Below are 19,596 nucleotides of genomic sequence, written 5' to 3' on the forward strand. Positions count from 1 at the left end.
GCTCGCTTCGTTCGCGCCCCCTCCCCCGTCAGTCCGGCCAGGCGAGGATCTTCGCCTCGGCCTTCAGGCGACGCGCCGCGTAGGACGTGGCGATCGGGGTGGGAGCCGCCGCCGCCCGGTCGAGTTCTTCGATCAGGCGACGGCCGACCAGAAATTCCTCGTCTTCGTGCAGATTGCAAGGATCGAGGAAGAAGAAGCCGAGTTCGACCTCGTGATCGCGCACGATCACCGGCGGCGACCCGGCGGCGAGGGCGTCGGCGAGATCCCAGGCGGTGATACGCGCCGCGGCGGCGTCGATCCGCACCTTCAGCCGGTCGAGCGGATTATGCGTCGGATCGGCTTCGATCTCGGCGCGGACACCGGGGCGGCCGGAGAGCGTCTCGACCCAGTGATCGAGCGCGGCGCGCTCGCGCCGGCGCACCGCCGCATGGTCGCGCCGGGCCCAGGCCTCGAGCGCCGCGACGGCGCCGAGGATGCTCTCCTTGCCGGTCTTCATGCCGCGGCCGATGCCGCGATTCTGCAGGTAGGTGGCGCGGACGAGATCCTTGCGCCCGGCGACGAGACCCGCCGTCGGCCCGCCGAGGAACTTGTGGGCCGAATAGACGGCGACGTCGGTGCCTGCCGCGACGAAGCCGGTCAGGTCGTATTCGGAAGCCGCGTCGACGATGACCGGCACACCGCGGGCGTGCGCCACCTCGACGAAGGTTTCGAAAGGCACCATGCCGTAGTGGGCGACGTGGTGGGAGACGACGTAGAGCGCCGCGGCGGTGCGTTCGGTGATCGCCCCGGCCAGTTGATAGGCGTGCGACGAGGTCGCCTGGCCGACGACGACCGGCTTCGCCCCGGCGACGCGGATCGACTGGTCGAGCGGGGCGCCGTAGTCGACGAGATGGCCGGCGAGCACCACCACCTCGTCCTTCAGTCCCGTCGTCTCGGGCAGCCGCTCGATGGCGGCGAGATCGGCGCCGGTCATGGCGGCGGCGATCGAAAGTGTGATGCCGGCGGCGGCGGAGGCGGTGACGAAGCCGGCTTCGGCGCCGGTCGCCGCGGCGATCGCGCGGCTGGCGAGCCGATGCAGGTCGCCCATCTCGACGAACTGCGGCAGCAGTTCGGTCATCGCGGCGATCGCCTCGGGCACGACGATCGAAGCGCCGAGCGAGGTCATGGTGCCCGAGGTGTTGATCACCGGGCGCAGGCCGAGGCGCGGACGGGGGTCGTGGTTCGACATCGGACGGGTCCTCAGGCGCGATCTTCGACGGCGAAGATGGCTTCGATCTCGACGGTGATGCCGTCGGGCAGCGAGCCGAGACCGACGGCGGAGCGGGCGTGGCGGCCGGCCTCGCCGAAGACCGCGACGAGAAGCGACGAGCAGCCGTCGATCACCTTCGGATGGTCGGCGAAGTCCGGCACGGCGTTGACCATGCCGAGGAGCTTGACGACACGCTTGACCCGTCCGAGGTCGCCGAGCGCGGCTTGCGCGACGGCGAGCAGGTTGAGACCGGTGAGCTCCGCGTCGGCGCGGGCCCGGGCCACGTCGACGTCGCGGCCGACCTTGCCGATGCGCAGCCTGCCGTCGTGCTGGCGCGGCCCCTGACCCGAGAGATAGAGCAGGTCGCCGTGGATGGCATAGGGGATGTAGTTGGCGATCGGCTCGGGCGGCGGCGGCAGGGTCAGGCCGAGGGCGGCGAGCCGATCGAGCGGCGAGGCCTGGGGGTGGATGGTCATGCGGGTCTGTCCACGAGCGGGAGGGAAGTGGCGGTGTCGAGCTTCAGGCAGGCGGCGGACCGCCCGCCGCCGAGATCGACGGTCGGAGGAACGGTGACCGCGCAAGCCTTGTCGGCGAGCGGGCAGCGGGTGCGGAAGACGCAGCCCGAGGGCGGCGAGATCGGGCTGGGGATGTCGCCGCCGAGCGGTCGATGGATGCGCCGACGGGTCGGGTCGGGCTGCGGCGCGGCGGCGAGAAGCGCCCGGGTATAGGGGTGGAGCGGGTTCGCCCGGATCTCGCGGCTGGGGCCGCGCTCCATCACCCGGCCGAGATAGAGCACGACGATCTCGTCGCAGGCGTATTCCACCACGGTCAGGTCGTGCGAGATGAACAGCATGGTCAGGTCGAAGCGGCGGCGCAGATCCTCCATGAGGTTCAAGACCTGCGCCTGGACCGACACGTCGAGAGCGGAGACCGGCTCGTCGGCGACGATGAAGTCCGGTTCGACGGCGAGCGCCCGGGCGATGCCGATGCGCTGGCGCTGGCCACCGGAGAATTCGTGCGGGTAGCGCGAGGCGTGATCGGCTTCGAGGCCGACGAGTTGGAGCAGGTCGGCGACCCGCTCGAGCCGCGCCCTGCCCTTCGGATAGCCGCGCGTATCGAGCGCCTCGTCGATGATGGCGCGCACGGTCATCCGCGGGTCGAGGCTCGAATAGGGATCCTGGAAGATGATCTGCAGCCGCCGGCGCCAGGCGCGCATCTCGCGCTCGGACAGCGCGAAGATGTCGGTGCCGTCGAACATCATGCTGCCGGCGGTCGGCTCGATCAGGCGCAGCAGCGCCCGCCCGACCGTGGTCTTGCCGGAACCTGATTCGCCGACCAGTCCGACGATGCGGCCGCGCGGGATCGTCAGATCGACGTTCTCGACCGCATGGACGATGCGCCCGTCGGGAAGGTGGAAATGCTTGGTGAGGCCTCGGACCTCGAGCAGCGGCGCGGCGGTCATGCGGCGTCTCTCCTCGGGCAGCGGACGACATGATGGGGGCCGATCGGCTCCAGCGCCGGGTCGACCTCGCGGCAGGCGTCGACGGCGAGCGCGCAGCGCGGCGCGAAGGCGCAGCCGAGCGGAAGGCGGGTGATCGACGGCACCGAACCGGGGATGGCGGCGAGCGGCCGGCGGGTGCCGTCGGCCGCCACGTCGCGAGAGACGTTCGGCGTCGAGGCGAGCAGCGCCCGGGTGTAGGGATGCGACGGCCGGGCGAAGATCTCTTCAACCGGCCCCTGCTCGACGACGCGGCCGGCGTACATCACCACCACCTCGTGGGCGATCTCGGCAACGACGCCGAGATTGTGGGTGATGAACAGGACGCTCATGCCCAGTTCGCTCTGGAGCCGGCGCATCAGTTCGAGGATCTGCGCCTGGATGGTGACGTCGAGCGCCGTCGTCGGCTCGTCGGCGATGAGCAGACCCGGCCGGCAGGCGAGCGCCATGGCGATCATGACGCGCTGGCGCATGCCGCCGGACATCTCGTGCGGATAGGTGTCGATGCGGCTCTCCGGCGCCGGAATCTCGACGAGGCGCAGGAGTTCGATCACCCGGGCGCGCAGCTCGCTCCGGGAGATCCTCTCGTGCAGCGCGATCATCTCGCCGATCTGATCGCCGACCCGCATCAGCGGATTGAGGCTGGTCATCGGCTCCTGAAAGATCATGGCGATCTCCGGCCCGCGGATGTCGCGGAATTCGGCGCGGCCGAGCGTCGTCAGGTCGCGCAACCGGCCGCGGCGATCGCGATGCAGGATCGAGCCGCCGGCGACGTGGCCGGGAGGCGCGAGCAACCCCATGATCGTCAGGCTGGTCACCGACTTGCCCGACCCGGATTCGCCGACCACCGCCACGGTGCGACCGCGCGGCAGGGTGAAACTCACCCCGTCGACCGCCTTGGCGACGCCACGGCGACCGGGGAAATGAGTCTTCAGATCGCGAACCTCGAGGATCACCTCGGGGGCGAGATCGAGATCCGGCGCGGGGACGGGGGCGGCGGCCGTCATTGCAGCCATCCGCAGTTGGGACAGGCGGCGCGGCCCTTGGGACCGTCCGGCGGGAGGTGACGATGCGCCTCGACCAGGTTCGCGCCGATGATGGTGCGACGCGGCTCGAAGAGCCGCTCGAGGCGGGCGGGGCGACCCTTCGAGTCGCGCACCTCCAGCCGTTCGTCGACGAGGTCGAAGAGGGTGAAGTCGGCCGCCGCGCCGCGGGTCAGGAACCCGTCCGTCGGCTTGCGGATGGCGGCGCGCGGCGTCGTGGTCGCCGCCTTCACCACCGCCTCGAAGGGCATGCCGAGCGCCAGCAGCTTGGAGAGCGTGGTGGCGAGGTCCCAGACCGCGCCGTCGAGCGACCATTGGTGCAGGTCGGTCGAGATCGTGTGCGGCAGGAGGCCTCCGGCGATCGCCGCTTCCGCCACCTCGAAGGAGAACGAAGCGCCGCCGTGGCCGACGTCGAGGACGATACCGCGCGCCGCCGCCTGTTCGACGAGACACCACAGCGTCCGATCCTCGAGCAGCGAACCGCCGACCTTGCCGTTGAAACAGTGGGTGACGATGTCGCCGGGATCGAGCACGGCGAGGACGTCGTCGTAGAGCGGCGGCGGCTCGCCGACGTGGACCATCAACGGCAGGTCGACGACGCGGGCGATCTTCTTGGCGAGCTTCAGGGCCTCCATGCCCCAGGTGCCGGTGATCACCGCGCTCGCCCGGCACTTCACCCCGACGATGCGGTCGCGGTTGGCCTCGATCACCGCCACGGTGCGGTCGAGGTCGACCGAGCGCATGTCGATGAGTTCGCTCACCCGGTTGCAGGCGACGAGGCCGATCGAACCGATGTTGAGGAAGGCGTAGATGGTCTCGCGCGCCCGCTCCATGACGTGCTCGCGAAGCCCGTGGAAGTTCGCCTCGCCGGCCGAGCCGGCGTCGACGAGGGTGGTGACGCCGCGCGCCGCGCCGCATTGCTCGGGGCGGATCGAGACGTCGGTGCCGCCCCACCAGACGTGGGTGTGGAGATCGACCCAGCCGGGCGAGAGGAAAGCCCCCTTCGCCTCGACCCGCCGCACCTCGCTCGGCGCCTGCGACGCGATGCCGGGTCCGGCGGCGGCGACTTTGCCGTCGGCGTCGATCAGCACATCCACGCGCTCGGCCGTCCCGGCGAGATCGGTGAAGCCGATCGGTCGGGCATCGGTGATCAGGATCGGGGCCTTCGCGGCGGCGAAGAGATCGTCGAGCATCAGGTGGTCCTCGCGAGACGCGGGTCGAGAAGGTCGCGTAGCGCGTCGCCCATGACCTGGAGCGACATGACCGAGGCGACGATGGCGATGCCGGGGAACCACATGATCCAGCCGGCCTGATCCATGAACTGGCGCCCCATGGCGATCATCGTGCCCCAGGTCGGCACGTCCGGCGAGACGCCGACGCCGAGGAAGGACAAACCGGCCTCGGCCAGGATGGCGTTGGCGAAGATGAAGGTCGCCTGCACGGTGATCGGCGAGGCGAGATTGCGCAGCACGTGGCGGATCAGGATCTTGTAGGTGGGCACGCCGAGCGCCCGGGCCGCCTCGACATAGGCGAGTTCGCGGATGACCAGGGTCGAAGCGCGCACCACGCGGGCGGCGCGCGGGGCATAGACGATGCCGAGCGCCAGGACGACGTTGACGACGTTGGGCCCGAGCGCCGCCACCAGGGCGATGGCGAGGAGGATGTCGGGGAAGGCCATCATCGCATCGATGAGGCGGGAGAGCGGCCCGTCGAGCCGGCGGAAATAGCCGGCGAGGAGGCCGAGGGTCACGCCGATCAGGCAGGAGACGACGACCACCGAACCGCCGACGGCGAGCGACACGCGGCCCGCCCAGATGGTGCGCGAGAGCACGTCGCGGCCGAACTCGTCGGTACCGAAGAGATGGGCGAGCGACGGTCCCTGGAGGCGCGAGGCGATCGACAGTTTCGACGGCGCATAGGGAGCCACCCACTGGGCGGCGAGCGCGGCGAGGATCACCAGGGCGAGGATGATCGCGGCGGCGACCGCCGGCGGCCGGCGCATCAGCCCGGCGACGAGGCTCTCGTCGGCGGAGATGGGGGCGGAGGCGGCCATCAGTACCTCACGCGTGGGTCGACCACGAGGTAGAGCATGTCGATGACGAAATTGATCAGCACGTAGAGGCCGGCGACGATCAGCAGCGTCCCCTGGATCACCGGATAGTCGCGCCTCAGCACCGCCGAGACGACGAGCGAGCCGACGCCGGGTAGGCCGTAGACCGTCTCGGTGACGATGGCGCCGGAGATGAGCAGCGCCGCGGTCAGGCCGATCACGGTGAGGATCGGGATCAGGGCGTTCTTCAAGGCGTGTTTCAGAACCACCCTCGCCTCGCCCATGCCCTTGGCGCGGGCGGTGCGGACATAGTCGTCGCCGAGCACGTCGAGCATGCTCGCCCGGGTGAAGCGGGCGATCAGCGCCGAGGAGACGATGCCGAGCGCCACCGCCGGCAGCACCAGATGATGGAGGCGCTCGGCCAGAGACGCCCCCGGCCCGCCGTAGCCCGACGGATCGAACCAGCCGAGCTTCACGGCGAAGACCTGCATCAGCACGAGGCCGAGCCAGAAGCTGGGGATCGAGGCGACGAAGACCGCGGTGGTCGTCGTCACCTGATCGAAGACCGAGCCGCGCCAGTAGGCCGACAGGATCCCCACCGGCAGGGCGATGCCGCAGGCGACGAGGATCGAGAACAGCGTCAGGAAGAAGGTGGGCTCGGCCCGCTCCCACAGCGCCTGACCGACCGGCCGGGCGAGGAAGATCGATTGGCCGAGATCCCCTTGGAGCAACCCGGCGACGTAGCGCCCGTACTGGACGAAGAGCGACGAGTCGAGCCCGAGACGGGCGCGGAGATCGACGACGTCCTGGGGTGTGGCGTCGGGCCCGAGCATCATGGCCGCCGGATCGCCCGGGGCGACCCGGACGATCACGAAGACGATGGTCACGACCAGAGCCATGACCGCGACCATCTCGACGAGGCGGCGGAGGATCACCCGGGCCACGATGTCACTTCTCCAGCCAGGCGTTCCAGAAGTACGGCCACGGCGCGGGGGAGACACCCTCGAGCTGCGGCGCCTTGGCGGCGAGTGCGTTGAAGTTGCCGACCTTGTAGGCCGGCGCTTCGGCATAGATCACCTTCTGCACCTCGGCCCAGGCGGCGATGCGCTTCTTCGGGTCGGTCGCGGTGTTGAGCGCGGCGATCGCCGCGGTCTTGGCCGGGCTCGTCCACCAGCCGGGGGCGGCGTCGGACATGAAGCCGATCAGCGCCGGCTCGGGCAGGAACGGGCTGTGGGTGATGTAGATGTCCCACAGCGCCGGATCGGCGCGGCGCTGCACCAGGGTCGCCCACTCGACCACGTCGAGCTGCACCGCGAAGCCGGCCGCCTTCAGGTATTCCTGCGCCACCAGCGCCATCTTGTAGTGGAACTCGTACTGGCGCGAGGTGAGGATGCGGATCGGCTTGGAGGCGTCGTAGCCGGCCTTCTTGACCAACGCGGCGGCGGCTTCCGTCGCGCCCTGCGGCTTGTAGGGCTCGGTGCCGGCGTCGGTCGACCAGACGTACTCCTTGGGATACATGGCGCCTTCGACCGAGAAGAAGTCCTTCGAGCCGAAGGCCGCGGTCATCATGTCCTCGGGCGCCAGCGCCGCCTGGACGGCCTTGCGCAGGGTGATGTCGGAGAAGACGCCCTGCTTGGTGTTCATCACGAACATCGGCCAGCCGAAGGGCTTCAGCAGCATCGGCTTGTCCTTGCCCGCCTTGACCCGGTCGAAGCTCTCGATCGGCAGGCTGTCGACATAGGCGAACTGGCCGGCGACCGCGCCTTCGACGCGGGTGTTGGCGTCGGGGACGGGGACGAAGCGGATCTCGTCGAGCCACTGCTTGCGGGCGCCGCCGTAGCCGTCCGGGTCGCCGGCGCGCGAGGCGTAGCCGTCGAAGCGGACGAGCTGGATGTACTGATCGGGCTTGCGCTCCTTCAGCATGTAGGGACCGGTGCCGACGATCTTGGTCAGCGTGTCCTCGTTGTTGGCCTCCGGCACGACGATCGCCGCCGAATTGTTGAAGGCGAGGAAGGCGGTGAGCGGCGCGTAGGCGGTCTTCAGCGTGATCTTCACCGCCATGTCGCCGTCGGCTTCGATCGAGACGACGTTGGCGGCGACCTGTTTGCCGCGCGAACCGATCTTCATCCAGCGCTTCAGCGAGGCGACGACGTCCTTCGACGACATGGTCGAGCCGTCGTGGAACTTGACGCCGGCGCGCAACGGGATCCGATAGACGGTGCCGTCGGCGGAGATCTCCGGCAGGGTCGCAGCGAGGAGCGGCGTCGGCGCCCAGGCCTTGTCGAAGGTGTAGAGTGTCTCGAAGACGTGCTGCGAGATGATGCCGACGAGGTCGGCGGTGGAGGAGACCGGATCGAGCGTCGGCGGCTCGCCGATGGTGGCGACGTCGATGACCCCGCCCCGCGCCGGCGCGGCGGACACGGCGTCGGTCAGGCCGACGATCGCGATCACGGAGGAAAGGAGAATCCGAACCGTACCGTTCATGGTGAGCTCCCTGTCGGTTATACCACTATTGTGGAATGACATCTTTTATTATGTCATACGATCTCACCGGGATCCGACTTTGTCAATTTCGCTCCGGCGCGGCGCTCCATCCCGGTTCGGCTCCCGATCCGTCGAACTCCGGCTTCGTTCCGCCAGGGGCGCGCGCGTGCGTCGCCGAAGAGGGTTCCACCGTTCGGCACGGCCGACTCCGCCCCTGAATCCGGTGAAACGGCGCTGCTGCCGTCGGGGCTCCGTCGGGCTTCAGGCGTCCGCGCTCGCCTCGACGATGTCGAGGACATCGCTCCACGCGACACGGCCGGCACCCATGGCGACGCCGTGGGCGGCGAGCGCCGGCGCCAGCAGGGCACGCGGATGGGCCGACGCCATGGCGATCGCGTCCTGCGCCGTGGCGATCCCCCAGGCGACGAGATTACGCACCGCCCGATCGAGACACAGCGCCGAGCCGGCGAGCGCCTCACTCGAAGCCCGGCGGGCCGAGCCGTCGGCCCGGCGTTCGATCGGCATGCCGGCGAACTCGTGGGGGCCGACCGGCGCGGCCGCGGCAGCGACGGCGTCGGTCACCAGGATCGATCGACCGATCCCCCTGGCGCGGATCAGCCCCTTCAGGGCGCGCGGGTCGATGTGGATTCCGTCGGCGATGAAGCTCGCCCACAGGCGGTCCTCGGCGAGCTGGGCGAAGATCGGGTTGGCGAGCTTGTGCAGGGTCTGCGGCAGGCCGTTGCCGAGATGGGTGGCGAGGACAGCGCCGGCATCGGCCGCCGCCCGGGCGGTGTCGAAGTCGCAGGCGGTGTAGCCGAGCGCGACGATCTTGCCGCGCCGGCTCAGCCCGGCGATCAGGTCGAGGCCGCCGTCGATCTCGGGAGCAACGGTCACCAACAGGATCGGCCGCGCGAGCGAGGCCTCCAGGCGCACGATCAGGCTCGGGTCGGCCGGGCCCATGGCGCTCGGCGGATGGCACCCGCAGTAGCCGGGCGCCGGGTTCAGGAAGGGACCCTCGAGATGATAGCCCGGGCACATGAGCGGCCCGAGGCGGCTCTTCGAGACGGCGGCGTCGAGCGCCGCGAAGCGAGCGGCGAGCTCGTCCGGTTGCGCGGTGATGACGGTCGGCAGGCAGTGAGTGACGCCGGTGGCGAGCATCGCCTCCAGGGCGAGATCGAGATCATCGGGCGTCAGCGCCCCGGAATTGAAGTCGATCCCGGCGAAGCCGTTGACCTGGAGATCGAAGAGGCCCTCGGAGACGATCATCGCGGCCCTCCCGGCGGATGCGCCAGCAGCGAAGCGGCCGGTGGGTCGAGGAGCAGCACCGTCGCCGGGTGGGTCCTGAGGATCGAGGCGGGATGGAGCGGCGAGATCGGCCCCTCGAGCGTATCGCGCACGGCCCGCGCCTTGCGCGCGTCGGGAACCGCGAGGATGATCAGTTCGCTCTTCATGATCTGGCGGACGCTCATCGAGATGGCGCGGTGCGGCACCGCCTCGAGCGTCTCGAACCAGCCCTCGCCGTATTGCTGATTGCGACAGACGGGGTCGAGATCGACGGCGATGTAGGGTTCGCTCGTCTCGAAATCGGCCGGGGGATCGTTGAAGGCGATGTGACCGTTCTCACCGATGCCGGCGAAACAGACGGCGATGCGCCGGCCGGCGATCAGCGCGCCGAGGCGCGCCGTCTCGGCCGCGACGTCCGCCTCCCCGTCGACGGGGACGAAGGCGACCCGGCCGCCGAGCGGCGCCACGAAGCGCTCCTGGAGATAGCGGCGGAAGCTCGCCGGATGGGCTGCGGCCAAGCCGATGTATTCGTCGAGGTGGAAGGCCGTGACCTTCGACCAGTCGATGCCGGGGGCCGCCACCAGCGCTTCGAGGACCTCGAACTGGCTGGAGCCGGTCGCCAGGATGATGGTCGCCGCGCCGTCGCGGGCGATCGCGGCGCGAATGGCTGCGGCGCCGAGCGCGGCGGCTTTCACTCCGATGGTTCGCTTGTCGGGGAGTAGGCGCGCGTCGATCATCCGGGTTTCCGTCCGTGCCGCCCGTGTCCGCTCCTTGTTCGTTCGCGGAGCTTAGTCTCGACCGACGAGAAGGCAACGGTGTTTCCGCGCGAAGGCTCACAAGGGAAGACTCCACCGGGGCGTGGCAGACCGGTGGCGACGACGCGCTCGTCGACGACGGAGCGCCGGGCGCCGGAACCCGCCGATCGAGCGGCGGCGCGGGCGACCCCGTGCCACCGCCGAGGATGCTCACTCAGTCGGCTTCGGCGAGGAAGTCGCCGACCAATCGGTTGAAGCGGGCGGCATGTTCGATCTGGGTCCAGTGGCCACAGCGTCCGAAGACGTGCAGCTGGGCGCGATCGATCAGCCCGGCGAGCCGCAGCGACGCCTCGAGCGGGATCACTCGATCGTCGCGGCCGTGGATCACCAGCGTCTCGTGCGGCAGAGCGCGGATGTCGATCTCGTCGCTGGCGAGCGCATCGACCCATCGCTGCCGTGGCGCCGGGAACATCGCCGAGAAGCTCTCCTGGAAGCCGGGTCGGATCGAGGCGCGATAGCGCAATTCGGCCAGCTCGTCGGTGACCAGAGCGCGGTCGAAGGCGAAGATGTCGAGCATCGCCCGCATCTCGGCGAGCGACGGCCGGTAGCCCCACACCCGGTCGAGCCCCTCGGTGATCGGGAAGGACACGCCGACGCTGCCCATCAGCACCAGCCGGCGGACGCGCTGCGGATGCGCGATGGCCAGCGCCAGGGCGATCGCCCCGCCGAACGAATTGCCGACGATGTCGACGCGCTCGAGCCCGAGTTCGTCGAGGAGATCGATCGCCTGCTTCACCCAGACCTCACGCCGATAGTCCATACCGGCCGGTCGGTCCGTGAATCCGAAGCCGACCATGTCGGGGGCGATCACCCGGAAACACTCCGACAGAACGGGGAGGACCCCGCGCCAATTGGCCCAGGCCGAGACGCCGGGTCCGGAACCGTGGATGAAGACGACCGGCGCGCCGGCGCCGCGGTCGTGGACGTTGGTGTCGAAGGCGCCGGTTCTCACGCGACGGCCGATCTCCGGATCGCTCTGGTTCATCTCGTTCCTCCTGGCGGGTGCGATCCGCGCGGCGGATCTCGATATTTCGATGATATCATGAATATCGAAATTGTCTTCATCGACGACGAAGCCGCCGGCGGGCGCGGCCGGCGCATCCGACGAGGGACGGAGCGATCAGGTCTTGGGAGCGAAACGGCGGCTCAGCAGCTGCAGCGTCTTGTCGATGTGCTCGGCCTCGAGCCGGCAGGCGCGATCGACGTCGCGCGCCAGCGCGGCCTCGAGCACCGCCTCGTGCTCGGCGTGGACGTCGCGCGATTCGTCCCTGGCGGCGAGCGAGAGCCGGCGATAGCGTTCCGACTGCTGGAACAGGATGCCGTGCATGTGTTTGAGCCAACGCGACGGACAGGCGGCGATGAGCGCGTAGTGGAAGTCGCGATTGCGCTCCTCGAAATCGTCACGTAGTTCCGGCGCGCCGGTGGCCAGCTTCGCCTCGACCTTGCTCAGCCGGTGGAAGGCGCCGACCAGCGTACCCTCCCAGGCGTCGTCGCCGTGGAGGATCGACTGCCGCAGGGCCTCCACTTCGATCAGCTTGCGCGCCCGGGTGAGGTCGGCAAAGTCGTCGAGCGACACTTCCGCGACACGGAACCCGCGCTGTTCCTCCGACGTCACCAGCGACTCGCCGACCAACCGGGTCAGCGCCTCACGCAGGGTCGAGGCGCCGACGCCGTAGCGTTCGCGCAGCATCTCGAAACGGAGCTTCAGACCCGGTGCCAGAGAGCCGTCGAGAATGTCGTGGCGGATGGTCGCATAGGCAGCCTCCACGAGGCTGCGCGCACCGACCACTTTGGGTTGGCGCCCGGCTGCGGCCGAGTTCTTGTCCATGCGGGGAATTCCTTCGCGAAGGGCGTCGGAGGGGAAGCCGATCGCACCGTTCGGAGCCTAGCAAACGCCGACAATCACCACAAGAACGCGCGCATTCCACATTGCCGAGTATCAGGAATAATCCGGTAAATCTCAAAATCTCGAAAATTTGTTGACACCCTCCGATCCGTGTCCCATAAATCCCTCGACGAGGCGCGAACGGGCGACCGAACGCGCCATGGACCACGAAAGAGCGGTGATGAACGACGAGACCGCGACCTCAGCCTCGGGTCGAACGAGCCCGGCGGTCACGACCGGCGCATCGGGGACACCCCGGTCCGACCGGCTCACGGCACCGCGTCGGGTGACCATCGTGGTGGAGGGATGTGGTTCGGCGACCGCTTCGACCGAGGAACGGGTTCTGGTGGCGCTGGAGCGAGCCCAAGGGTTCGGGCAGCTCAAGGGTCTGCCGAGGAAACTACCGGTCGGCTGCCGACGGGGCGGATGCGGCGTCTGCCGCGCTCGGGTCCTCGCCGGCGACTATCGCGTCACACCGATGAGCCGAGCCCACGTCACCGAGGCGGACGAGGCCGAGGGTGTGGTGCTCGCCTGCGCCATCTACGCGCAATCCGATCTGACGCTGCGGCTCGAGACCCCGAGCCTCGGCAGAACGAAAGGCCCGTCGGCCAACCAGGTCTTCGGGTGATCTCGTCCCAGGAGGAAACGAAAATGGCCCATACCGGCGTTCTGCGTCCCGGATTCATCCAGCTGCGGGTGCTCGACATGCCCGCCGCGCTTGAGCATTACACCAAGCGCATCGGCCTGCATCAGGTGACCGAGGGCCCCGACGGCCGCGTCTACCTGAAGGCCGCCGACGAGTTCGATCACCACAGCTTCGTGCTGCGTCGCGCCGACACCGCCGGCTTCGACGTCATGGCCTTCAAGGTGCGCGAAGAGAGCGATCTCGACATGTTCGAGAAGCGCGTCGTCGAATGGGGCTATCCGGTCGACCACGTCGCCGCCGGCGAACAGCCCGGTCTCGGCCGCCGCATCGGCTGGATGCTCGAATCCGGTCATCGCATCGAGCTCTACCATCATGCCGACCAGTCGGATCCCAAACCGCGCGTCCACAATCCCGATGTCTGGGAGATCGAGCCGCACGGCATGCGGGCGCGCCGCTTCGACCACGCCCTGCTCTACGGGCCGAACATCCGGCGCAATCTCGACTTCTTCACCAAGGTGCTCGACTTCTCCTGCGCCGAGCGCGTCGACATGCCCGACGGGCTGCTCGCCATCTGGCTGACCGCCTCGATGAAGGCCCACGACATCGCCTTCGTGAACCACCCCGAGCCGGGCAAGTTCCATCACGCCGCCTTCGAGCTGGAGAACTGGAACGACATCGGCCACGCCGCCGACATCCTGACCCGCTACGACGTCTCGGTCGACATCGGGCCGACCCGTCACGGCATCACCCGTGGCCAGACGATCTACTTCTTCGATCCCTCGGGCAATCGCAACGAGGTGTTCGCCGGCGGCTACTCCTACTACCCGGACAACCCGACCCGCACCTGGGACGCCGAGCAGGTCGGCAAGGGCATCTTCTACTACGAGCGCCAGCTCAACGACGCCTTCCTCTCGGTCGTGACCTGAGGGCGAGGGCCGGTCGATGTCGAACCTGCGTTCGATCTCCACGCTGACCTGCGCGGCGGCCGTCGTCGCCGCGCAGGCGGCGGTGGCCCGCGGCACGGCGCGCGGCGTCGCGGTCGTCGCCACGGTGGTCGACGCCGGAGGGCATCTCCTGGCGGCGATCCGCGCCGACGGCGCCTTCACCGCCTCGATCGACATCGCCCGCGACAAGGCGTGGACGGCGGCGACCTTCGGGCTCACCACCGACCGGCTGTGCGAGGCGCTGTCGTCGCGCGACGTGCTGCGCGAGGGGATCGCGCTCCGGCCCGGCGTCGTTCTCTTCGGCGGCGGTCTGCCGATCGTTCTCGACGGCGCGACCGTCGGTGCCATCGGCGTATCCGGCGGCTCCGAGGACGACGATCGCGCCTGCGCCGCCGCCGGGCTCGCCGCCCTCTCCGCGTGAGCGCATCCATTCCGGACGGGGCTCGCCCCGTCGTGTCCGTCAGGAGACCGTCGTATGACCGTTCATTCGCTCCACGAACGCCGTTCGCTCGCCGACTCGAGCGCTCGGCGAGATGCCGCCCACTTCATCGACGGTGAATTCACGCAAGGGACGACGGGAAAGAGCTGGCGGAACGTCTGCCCGACCGACGGTAGCCCGATCGGCAGCGTCCCCGAGGGTGGCCGCGAGGAAATCGATCGCGCCGTTCGCGCCGCGCGCGCCGCGCTCGACGGCCCATGGGGCCGGATGAGCGTGGTCGAGCGCACCGATCTGCTCGGCGCCGTCGCCGACGAGATCAACCGCCGCTTCGACGACTTCCTGGAGGCCGAATGCCTCGACACCGGCAAGCCGATGTCGCTCGCCTCCCACATCGACATTCCGCGCGGCGCGGCGAACTTCAAGATGTTCACCGACGTCGCCAAGACGGTCGCGACCGAGTGCTTCACCATGGCCACTCCCGACGGCACCGGCGCGATCAACTACGGCCTCAGGCGGCCGCGCGGCGTCATCGCCGTCATCAGCCCATGGAACCTGCCGCTGCTGCTCATGACCTGGAAGGTCGGACCGGCACTGGCGCTGGGCAACACGGTGGTGGTCAAGCCGTCGGAGGAGACGCCGCTCACCGCGACGCTGCTCGGCGAGGTGATGAACGCGGTCGGGGTGCCGAAGGGCGTCTACAACGTCGTCCACGGCCTCGGCCCGAATTCGGCCGGCGAGTTTCTCACCCAGCATCCGGGCGTGAACGGCATCACCTTCACCGGCGAGACCCGCACCGGCGAGGCGATCATGCGCCAGGCGGCGCACGGCATCCGCCCGGTGTCCTTCGAGCTCGGCGGCAAGAACCCGGCACTGGTCTTCGCCGACTGCGACATGGAGAAGGCGATCGAGGGCACCATGCGCTCGGTCTTCTCCAACTGCGGTCAGGTGTGCCTCGGCACCGAGCGTGTCTATGTCGAACGGCCGATCTTCGAGGAGTTCGTCGCCCGTCTGAAGAAGGGCGCGGAGCGGCTGCGGCTCGGCCGACCGGAGGACCCGACCACCGGCATCGGCCCGCTGATCTCCAAGGAACATCAGTCGAAGGTGCTGTCCTATTACGCCAAGGCGGTCGAGGAGGGCGCGACGGTCGTCACCGGCGGCGGCGTCCCCGCCATGCCGGCCGATCTCGCCGGCGGCTCCTGGGTCGAGCCGACCATCTGGACCGGGCTTTCCGACGATGCATCTTGCGTCAACGAAGAGATCTTCGGCCCCTGCTGCCACATCCGCCCCTTCGACACCGAGGAAGAGGCGGTGCGGCTGGCCAACTCCACCCCCTACGGCCTCGCCGCGGCGGTGTGGACGGAAAATCTGTCGCGCGCCCATCGCGTCGCGGCCAAGATGGACGTCGGCATCTGTTGGGTGAACTCGTGGTTCCTGCGCGATCTTCGCACGGCGTTCGGCGGCGCCAAAGCCTCCGGCATCGGCCGCGAGGGTGGCGTGCACAGCCTCGAGTTCTACACCGAGATCACCAACGTCTGCGTCAAGCTCTGAGATCGGAACCGAACCATGGCCACCTCTCCCGAGGCTATCCGCGAGGCCGCCGACCGCCTCCACGCCGCCGCGACGTCGGGCACGCCGACCACGCCGATCCGCGACCTCCTCGAGGCCGGTGACGCCGCCGCGGCCTATGCGGTGCAGCAGATCAACACCGAGCGGGCGCTGGCGAACGGCCGCCGTCTCGTCGGCCGCAAGATCGGCCTCACCTCGCTCGCGGTGCAGAAACAGCTCGGTGTCGACCAGCCCGACTACGGCATGCTGTTCGCCGACATGGCCCGTCCCGAGGCGCTCGACATTCCGCTCGCCGACGTGATGCAGCCCAAGGTCGAGGCGGAGATCGCCTTCGTCCTCGGACGCGACCTCGACGGCGAGCAGTTGACGGTGGCCGATCTCTTCCGCGCCATCGACTACGCCGTGCCGGCGATCGAGATCGTCGGCTCCCGCGTCGCCGACTGGGACATCCGGCTGACCGACACGATCGCCGACAACGCCTCCTCCGGCCTCTACGTGCTCGGCTCGCGGCCGGTCAGGATCACCGATTTCGACATGCGGCTGTGCGGCATGGTGATGGAGAAGGCCGGCGAACCGGTTTCGGTCGGCGCCGGAGCGGCCTGCATGGGCTCGCCGCTCAACGCCACCCTCTGGCTCGCCAAGGTGATGGCGCAGGTCGGCCGGCCGATGCGGGCCGGCGACACCATCCTCTCCGGGGCGCTGGGCCCGATGGTGCCGGTGGTCGCGGGCGACGTCTTCGACGTCCGCATCGAGGGCCTCGGCAACGTCCGAGCCGCCTTCGCCTGACTTCGGCGGCGGCGATCCCCCGTCTTCCCTTTTCACGCGGCTCGCCCTCCGGGCGCGACCACGAGGAGTGAACCCATGTCCAAAGTGAAATGCGCGATCATCGGGTCGGGCAACATCGGCACCGATCTGATGATCAAGGTGATGCGCACGTCGCAGCATCTCGAGATGGGGGCGATGGTCGGCATCGATCCGAATTCCGACGGCCTCGCCCGGGCGGCGCGGCTCAAGGTGCCGACGACCCACGAAGGCATCGACGGCTTGCGCCGCATGCCGGAGTACGAGGACATCCAGGTGGTGTTCGATGCCACCTCGGCCAAGGCGCATCTGCACAACGACGCGCTGCTGCAAAAGGACGGCAAGAAGGTCATCGACCTGACGCCGGCGGCGATCGGACCCTTCACCATCCCGGCGATCAACGGCGACGCCAACATCGACGAGCCCAACGTCAACATGGTCACCTGCGGCGGCCAGGCGACGATCCCGATGGTCCACGCGGTCAAGCGCGCGTCGAAGCGTCTGATCTACGGCGAGATCGTCGCCTCGATCTCGTCGAAGTCGGCCGGCCCCGGCACCCGCGCCAACATCGACGAGTTCACCGAAACGACGTCGAAGGCGATCGAGGTCCTCGGCGGCGCCGAACGCGGCAAGGCGATCATCATCCTCAACCCGGCCGAACCGCCGCTGATCATGCGCGACACCGTCTTCACCCTCTCCCAGGGTGGCGACCGCGAGGCGATCGAGGCGTCGATCCTCGAGATGGTCGCTGCCGTGCAGACCTATGTGCCCGGCTACCGGCTGAAGCAGAAGGTGCAGTTCGAGGTGATCGGCGACAATGCGCCGGTCCGCATCCCCGGCATCGGCCTCTCGTCGGGGCTGAAGACCACGATCATGCTCGAGGTCGAGGGTGCCGCACACTATCTCCCGGCCTATGCCGGCAATCTCGACATCATGACCTCCGCCGCCCTGGTCACCGCCGACCACTGGGCCGCCAAGGTCCGTGCGCAGGAGGCCGCGTGATGGCTCGCCCGAACCCGAACAAACTCTACGTCCAGGACGTCACGCTGCGTGACGGCATGCACTCGATCCGCCACGCCTATACGCTCGACACCGTGCGCGCCGTCGCCAAGGCGCTCGACGAGGCACGCGTCGACGCGATCGAGATCACCCACGGCGACGGCCTCACCGGCTCGACCTTCAACTACGGCTTCGGCGTCCACGACGACGTCGACTGGATCGGCGCGGTCGCCGAGGTCTGTACCCACGCGGTGCCGACCATCCTGCTGATCCCCGGCATCGGCACGGTCCACGATCTGAAGGCGGCGTACGAAGCCGGCGCAAGGTCGGTGCGCATCGCCACCCATTGCACCGAGGCCGACGTGTCGCGCCAGCACATCGAGGCGGCGCGCGCGCTCGGCATGGACACCATCGGCTTCCTGATGATGGCCCACATGGTCGACAGTGCGAAGCTGGTCGAGCAGGCCGAGCTGATGGAGAGCTACGGCGCCGAATGCGTCTACGTGACCGACTCGGCCGGCGCGCTCCTCCCCGAGGACTATTCGGAACGGGTGACGGCGGTGCGCGCGGCGCTGAAGCCGGAGACCGAAATCGGCGTCCACACCCACCACAATCTCACCCTCGGCGTCGCCAATGCGGTGGCGGGTATCGAGGCCGGTGCGGTCCGCGTCGACGCGAGCCTCGCCGGTATGGGCGCGGGTGCGGGCAACGCACCGCTCGAGGCGCTGATCGCGGTGCTGAACCGCAAGGGGCTGGAGACCGGCTGCGATCTCTTCAAGCTGATGGACGCCGCCGACGACCTCGTTCGGCCGCTGCAGGATCGCCCGGTGCGGGTCGATCGCGAGAGCCTGTCGCTCGGTTATGCCGGCGTCTACTCGTCGTTCCTGCGTCACGCCGAGAACGCCTCGAAGCTCTACGGCGTCGACACCCGCGAGATCCTCACCGAACTCGGCCGTCGCCGCATGGTCGGCGGTCAGGAGGACATGATCATCGACGTCGCCCTCGACATCCTCCAGAAGCGCGGAGAAGCGGCATGACGAGCCTCGCCGAACTCGCCCGCATCGTCGACGAGGCGGCCCGCACCGCGACCGCCATCCCACAATTGACCGACACCCTCCCCGACCTGACGGCCGAGGACGCCTATGCGGTCCAGGCGCTCTCGGTCGCCCGCCGCCGCGCCCGCGGCGAACGGCGCGCCGGCTACAAGATGGGCCTCACCTCGCGCGCCAAGATGCAACAGGTCGGCGTCTCCGAGGTGATCTGGGGGCGGCTCACCGACGCCATGCGGCTCGCCGAAGGCGGTGAACTGCGCCGCGGCCGGTACGTCCATCCGCGGGTGGAACCGGAGATCGCCTACATCATCGGCAAGCCACTCGAGGGCGACGTCTCGGCAGCCGAAGCCTTGGCTGCGGTCGAGGCGGTCGCCCCGGCGCTGGAGATCATCGACAGCCGCTACCAGAACTTCAAGTTCGCCCTGCCGGACGTCATCGCCGACAACTCGTCGTCCTCCGGCTTCTACGTCGGATCATGGGCGAGGCCGTCGACCGACGTGTCGAACCTCGGCATCGTCATGGAGGTGAACGGCCGGCCGGTGCAGATCGGCTCGACCGCGGCGATCCTCGGCGACCCGATCCGCAGCCTCGTCGCCGCGGCGCGTCTGGTGGCGCGGGCCGGCGAACGGTTGGAGCCCGGCGACATCGTGCTGGCCGGCGGCGCCACCGCCGCCCATCCGCTCGCCCCCGGCCTCTTCGTCCGCACCGCCTTCCAGGGACTCGGCGCGGTCTCCTTCCACGTCGTCGATTGATACCGACGGGCGTCGAAGACGACCGTCGGTATTCCTTGCGCGAATTTCTCATGCCTCCGATGCGGATGAGACATTCGCGCGTATTCTCG

At 69.1% G+C, this 19,596-nt stretch carries 20 protein-coding genes; 8 read left to right on the plus strand and 12 right to left on the minus strand.

The features are described from left to right. Positions 1 to 28: 28 nt before the first annotated feature. The 12 genes from V7Q42_RS01285 to V7Q42_RS01340 all read right to left on the minus strand — a co-directional run bounded on the left by V7Q42_RS01285 (position 29) and on the right by V7Q42_RS01340 (position 12,251). Positions 29 to 1,228 carry an aminotransferase class V-fold PLP-dependent enzyme gene (locus V7Q42_RS01285; RefSeq protein ID WP_333821849.1) on the minus strand — a complete coding sequence of 400 codons (1,200 nt, stop codon included), beginning with the start codon at positions 1,226 to 1,228 and terminating at the stop codon, positions 29 to 31. An 11-nt stretch (positions 1,229 to 1,239) separates the two neighbouring features. Continuing rightward, the gene (locus tag V7Q42_RS01290) at positions 1,240 to 1,725 is read right to left on the minus strand and encodes a RidA family protein (protein ID WP_333821850.1); all 486 of its coding nucleotides are present in this window, start codon (positions 1,723 to 1,725) and stop codon (positions 1,240 to 1,242) included. Beyond that, positions 1,722 to 2,711 (minus strand): ABC transporter ATP-binding protein, encoded by a 990-nt coding sequence (locus V7Q42_RS01295; RefSeq protein WP_333821851.1) that lies wholly within the window; start codon positions 2,709 to 2,711, stop codon positions 1,722 to 1,724. The genes V7Q42_RS01290 and V7Q42_RS01295 overlap by 4 nt, the downstream gene beginning before the upstream one ends. Continuing rightward, on the minus strand, positions 2,708 to 3,754 hold the full coding sequence (locus V7Q42_RS01300; RefSeq protein ID WP_333821852.1) for an ABC transporter ATP-binding protein: 1,047 nt from the start codon (positions 3,752 to 3,754) through the stop codon (positions 2,708 to 2,710). The genes V7Q42_RS01295 and V7Q42_RS01300 overlap by 4 nt, the downstream gene beginning before the upstream one ends. Further along, complete coding sequence (locus V7Q42_RS01305) at positions 3,751 to 4,983, minus strand: amidohydrolase/deacetylase family metallohydrolase (protein ID WP_333821853.1); 1,233 nt, start codon at positions 4,981 to 4,983, stop codon at positions 3,751 to 3,753. Before V7Q42_RS01305 ends, V7Q42_RS01300 begins: the two co-directional genes overlap by 4 nt. Continuing rightward, the gene (locus tag V7Q42_RS01310) at positions 4,983 to 5,843 is read right to left on the minus strand and encodes an ABC transporter permease (RefSeq protein ID WP_333821854.1); all 861 of its coding nucleotides are present in this window, start codon (positions 5,841 to 5,843) and stop codon (positions 4,983 to 4,985) included. The genes V7Q42_RS01305 and V7Q42_RS01310 overlap by 1 nt, the downstream gene beginning before the upstream one ends. Beyond that, the gene (locus V7Q42_RS01315) at positions 5,843 to 6,784 is read right to left on the minus strand and encodes an ABC transporter permease (protein ID WP_333821855.1); all 942 of its coding nucleotides are present in this window, start codon (positions 6,782 to 6,784) and stop codon (positions 5,843 to 5,845) included. Before V7Q42_RS01315 ends, V7Q42_RS01310 begins: the two co-directional genes overlap by 1 nt. A gap of 4 nt (positions 6,785 to 6,788) precedes the next feature. Continuing rightward, positions 6,789 to 8,324: an ABC transporter substrate-binding protein gene (locus V7Q42_RS01320; protein ID WP_333821856.1), complete on the minus strand. Its 1,536-nt coding sequence runs from the start codon at positions 8,322 to 8,324 to the stop codon at positions 6,789 to 6,791. Positions 8,325 to 8,585: 261 nt separating this feature from the next. Beyond that, entirely contained in the window at positions 8,586 to 9,590 is a 1,005-nt protein-coding gene (locus V7Q42_RS01325) for an N-acetylglucosamine-6-phosphate deacetylase (RefSeq protein ID WP_333821859.1), read from the minus strand. Further along, positions 9,587 to 10,345: a glucosamine-6-phosphate deaminase gene (locus V7Q42_RS01330; RefSeq protein ID WP_333821860.1), complete on the minus strand. Its 759-nt coding sequence runs from the start codon at positions 10,343 to 10,345 to the stop codon at positions 9,587 to 9,589. Before V7Q42_RS01330 ends, V7Q42_RS01325 begins: the two co-directional genes overlap by 4 nt. A gap of 232 nt (positions 10,346 to 10,577) precedes the next feature. Further along, positions 10,578 to 11,408 (minus strand): alpha/beta fold hydrolase, encoded by an 831-nt coding sequence (locus V7Q42_RS01335; protein WP_333821862.1) that lies wholly within the window; start codon positions 11,406 to 11,408, stop codon positions 10,578 to 10,580. 135 nt (positions 11,409 to 11,543) lie between these two features. Beyond that, positions 11,544 to 12,251 (minus strand): GntR family transcriptional regulator, encoded by a 708-nt coding sequence (locus V7Q42_RS01340; RefSeq protein WP_333821863.1) that lies wholly within the window; start codon positions 12,249 to 12,251, stop codon positions 11,544 to 11,546. Between the two features lie 238 nt (positions 12,252 to 12,489). Here V7Q42_RS01340 and V7Q42_RS01345 point away from each other — a divergent pair, with 238 nt between their 5' ends. The 8 genes from V7Q42_RS01345 (at position 12,490) to V7Q42_RS01380 (ending at position 19,507) form a co-directional block, all read left to right on the plus strand. Further along, a complete protein-coding gene (locus V7Q42_RS01345) occupies positions 12,490 to 12,936 on the plus strand; it encodes a 2Fe-2S iron-sulfur cluster-binding protein (protein ID WP_333821864.1) in 447 nt (148 codons plus the stop codon). A gap of 23 nt (positions 12,937 to 12,959) precedes the next feature. Next, a complete protein-coding gene (locus tag V7Q42_RS01350; protein ID WP_333821865.1) occupies positions 12,960 to 13,880 on the plus strand; it encodes a catechol 2,3-dioxygenase in 921 nt (306 codons plus the stop codon). Positions 13,881 to 13,896: 16 nt separating this feature from the next. After that, positions 13,897 to 14,319 (plus strand): GlcG/HbpS family heme-binding protein, encoded by a 423-nt coding sequence (locus V7Q42_RS01355; protein WP_333821868.1) that lies wholly within the window; start codon positions 13,897 to 13,899, stop codon positions 14,317 to 14,319. 54 nt (positions 14,320 to 14,373) lie between these two features. Further along, complete coding sequence (locus tag V7Q42_RS01360; RefSeq protein WP_333821870.1) at positions 14,374 to 15,885, plus strand: 2-hydroxymuconic semialdehyde dehydrogenase; 1,512 nt, start codon at positions 14,374 to 14,376, stop codon at positions 15,883 to 15,885. Positions 15,886 to 15,900: 15 nt separating this feature from the next. Next, entirely contained in the window at positions 15,901 to 16,689 is a 789-nt protein-coding gene (locus V7Q42_RS01365; RefSeq protein ID WP_333821872.1) for a 2-keto-4-pentenoate hydratase, read from the plus strand. Positions 16,690 to 16,764: 75 nt separating this feature from the next. Then, complete coding sequence (locus V7Q42_RS01370) at positions 16,765 to 17,706, plus strand: acetaldehyde dehydrogenase (acetylating) (protein ID WP_333821873.1); 942 nt, start codon at positions 16,765 to 16,767, stop codon at positions 17,704 to 17,706. Beyond that, on the plus strand, positions 17,706 to 18,740 hold the full coding sequence (dmpG, locus tag V7Q42_RS01375) for a 4-hydroxy-2-oxovalerate aldolase (RefSeq protein WP_333821875.1): 1,035 nt from the start codon (positions 17,706 to 17,708) through the stop codon (positions 18,738 to 18,740). The genes V7Q42_RS01370 and dmpG overlap by 1 nt, the downstream gene beginning before the upstream one ends. Beyond that, complete coding sequence (locus tag V7Q42_RS01380) at positions 18,737 to 19,507, plus strand: 2-keto-4-pentenoate hydratase (protein ID WP_333821876.1); 771 nt, start codon at positions 18,737 to 18,739, stop codon at positions 19,505 to 19,507. Before dmpG ends, V7Q42_RS01380 begins: the two co-directional genes overlap by 4 nt. Positions 19,508 to 19,596: the final 89 nt, after the last annotated feature.

This window comes from Pinisolibacter sp. (assembly GCF_036782435.1).
In the GTDB taxonomy this organism is placed as follows: domain Bacteria; phylum Pseudomonadota; class Alphaproteobacteria; order Rhizobiales; family Ancalomicrobiaceae; genus CALBKH01.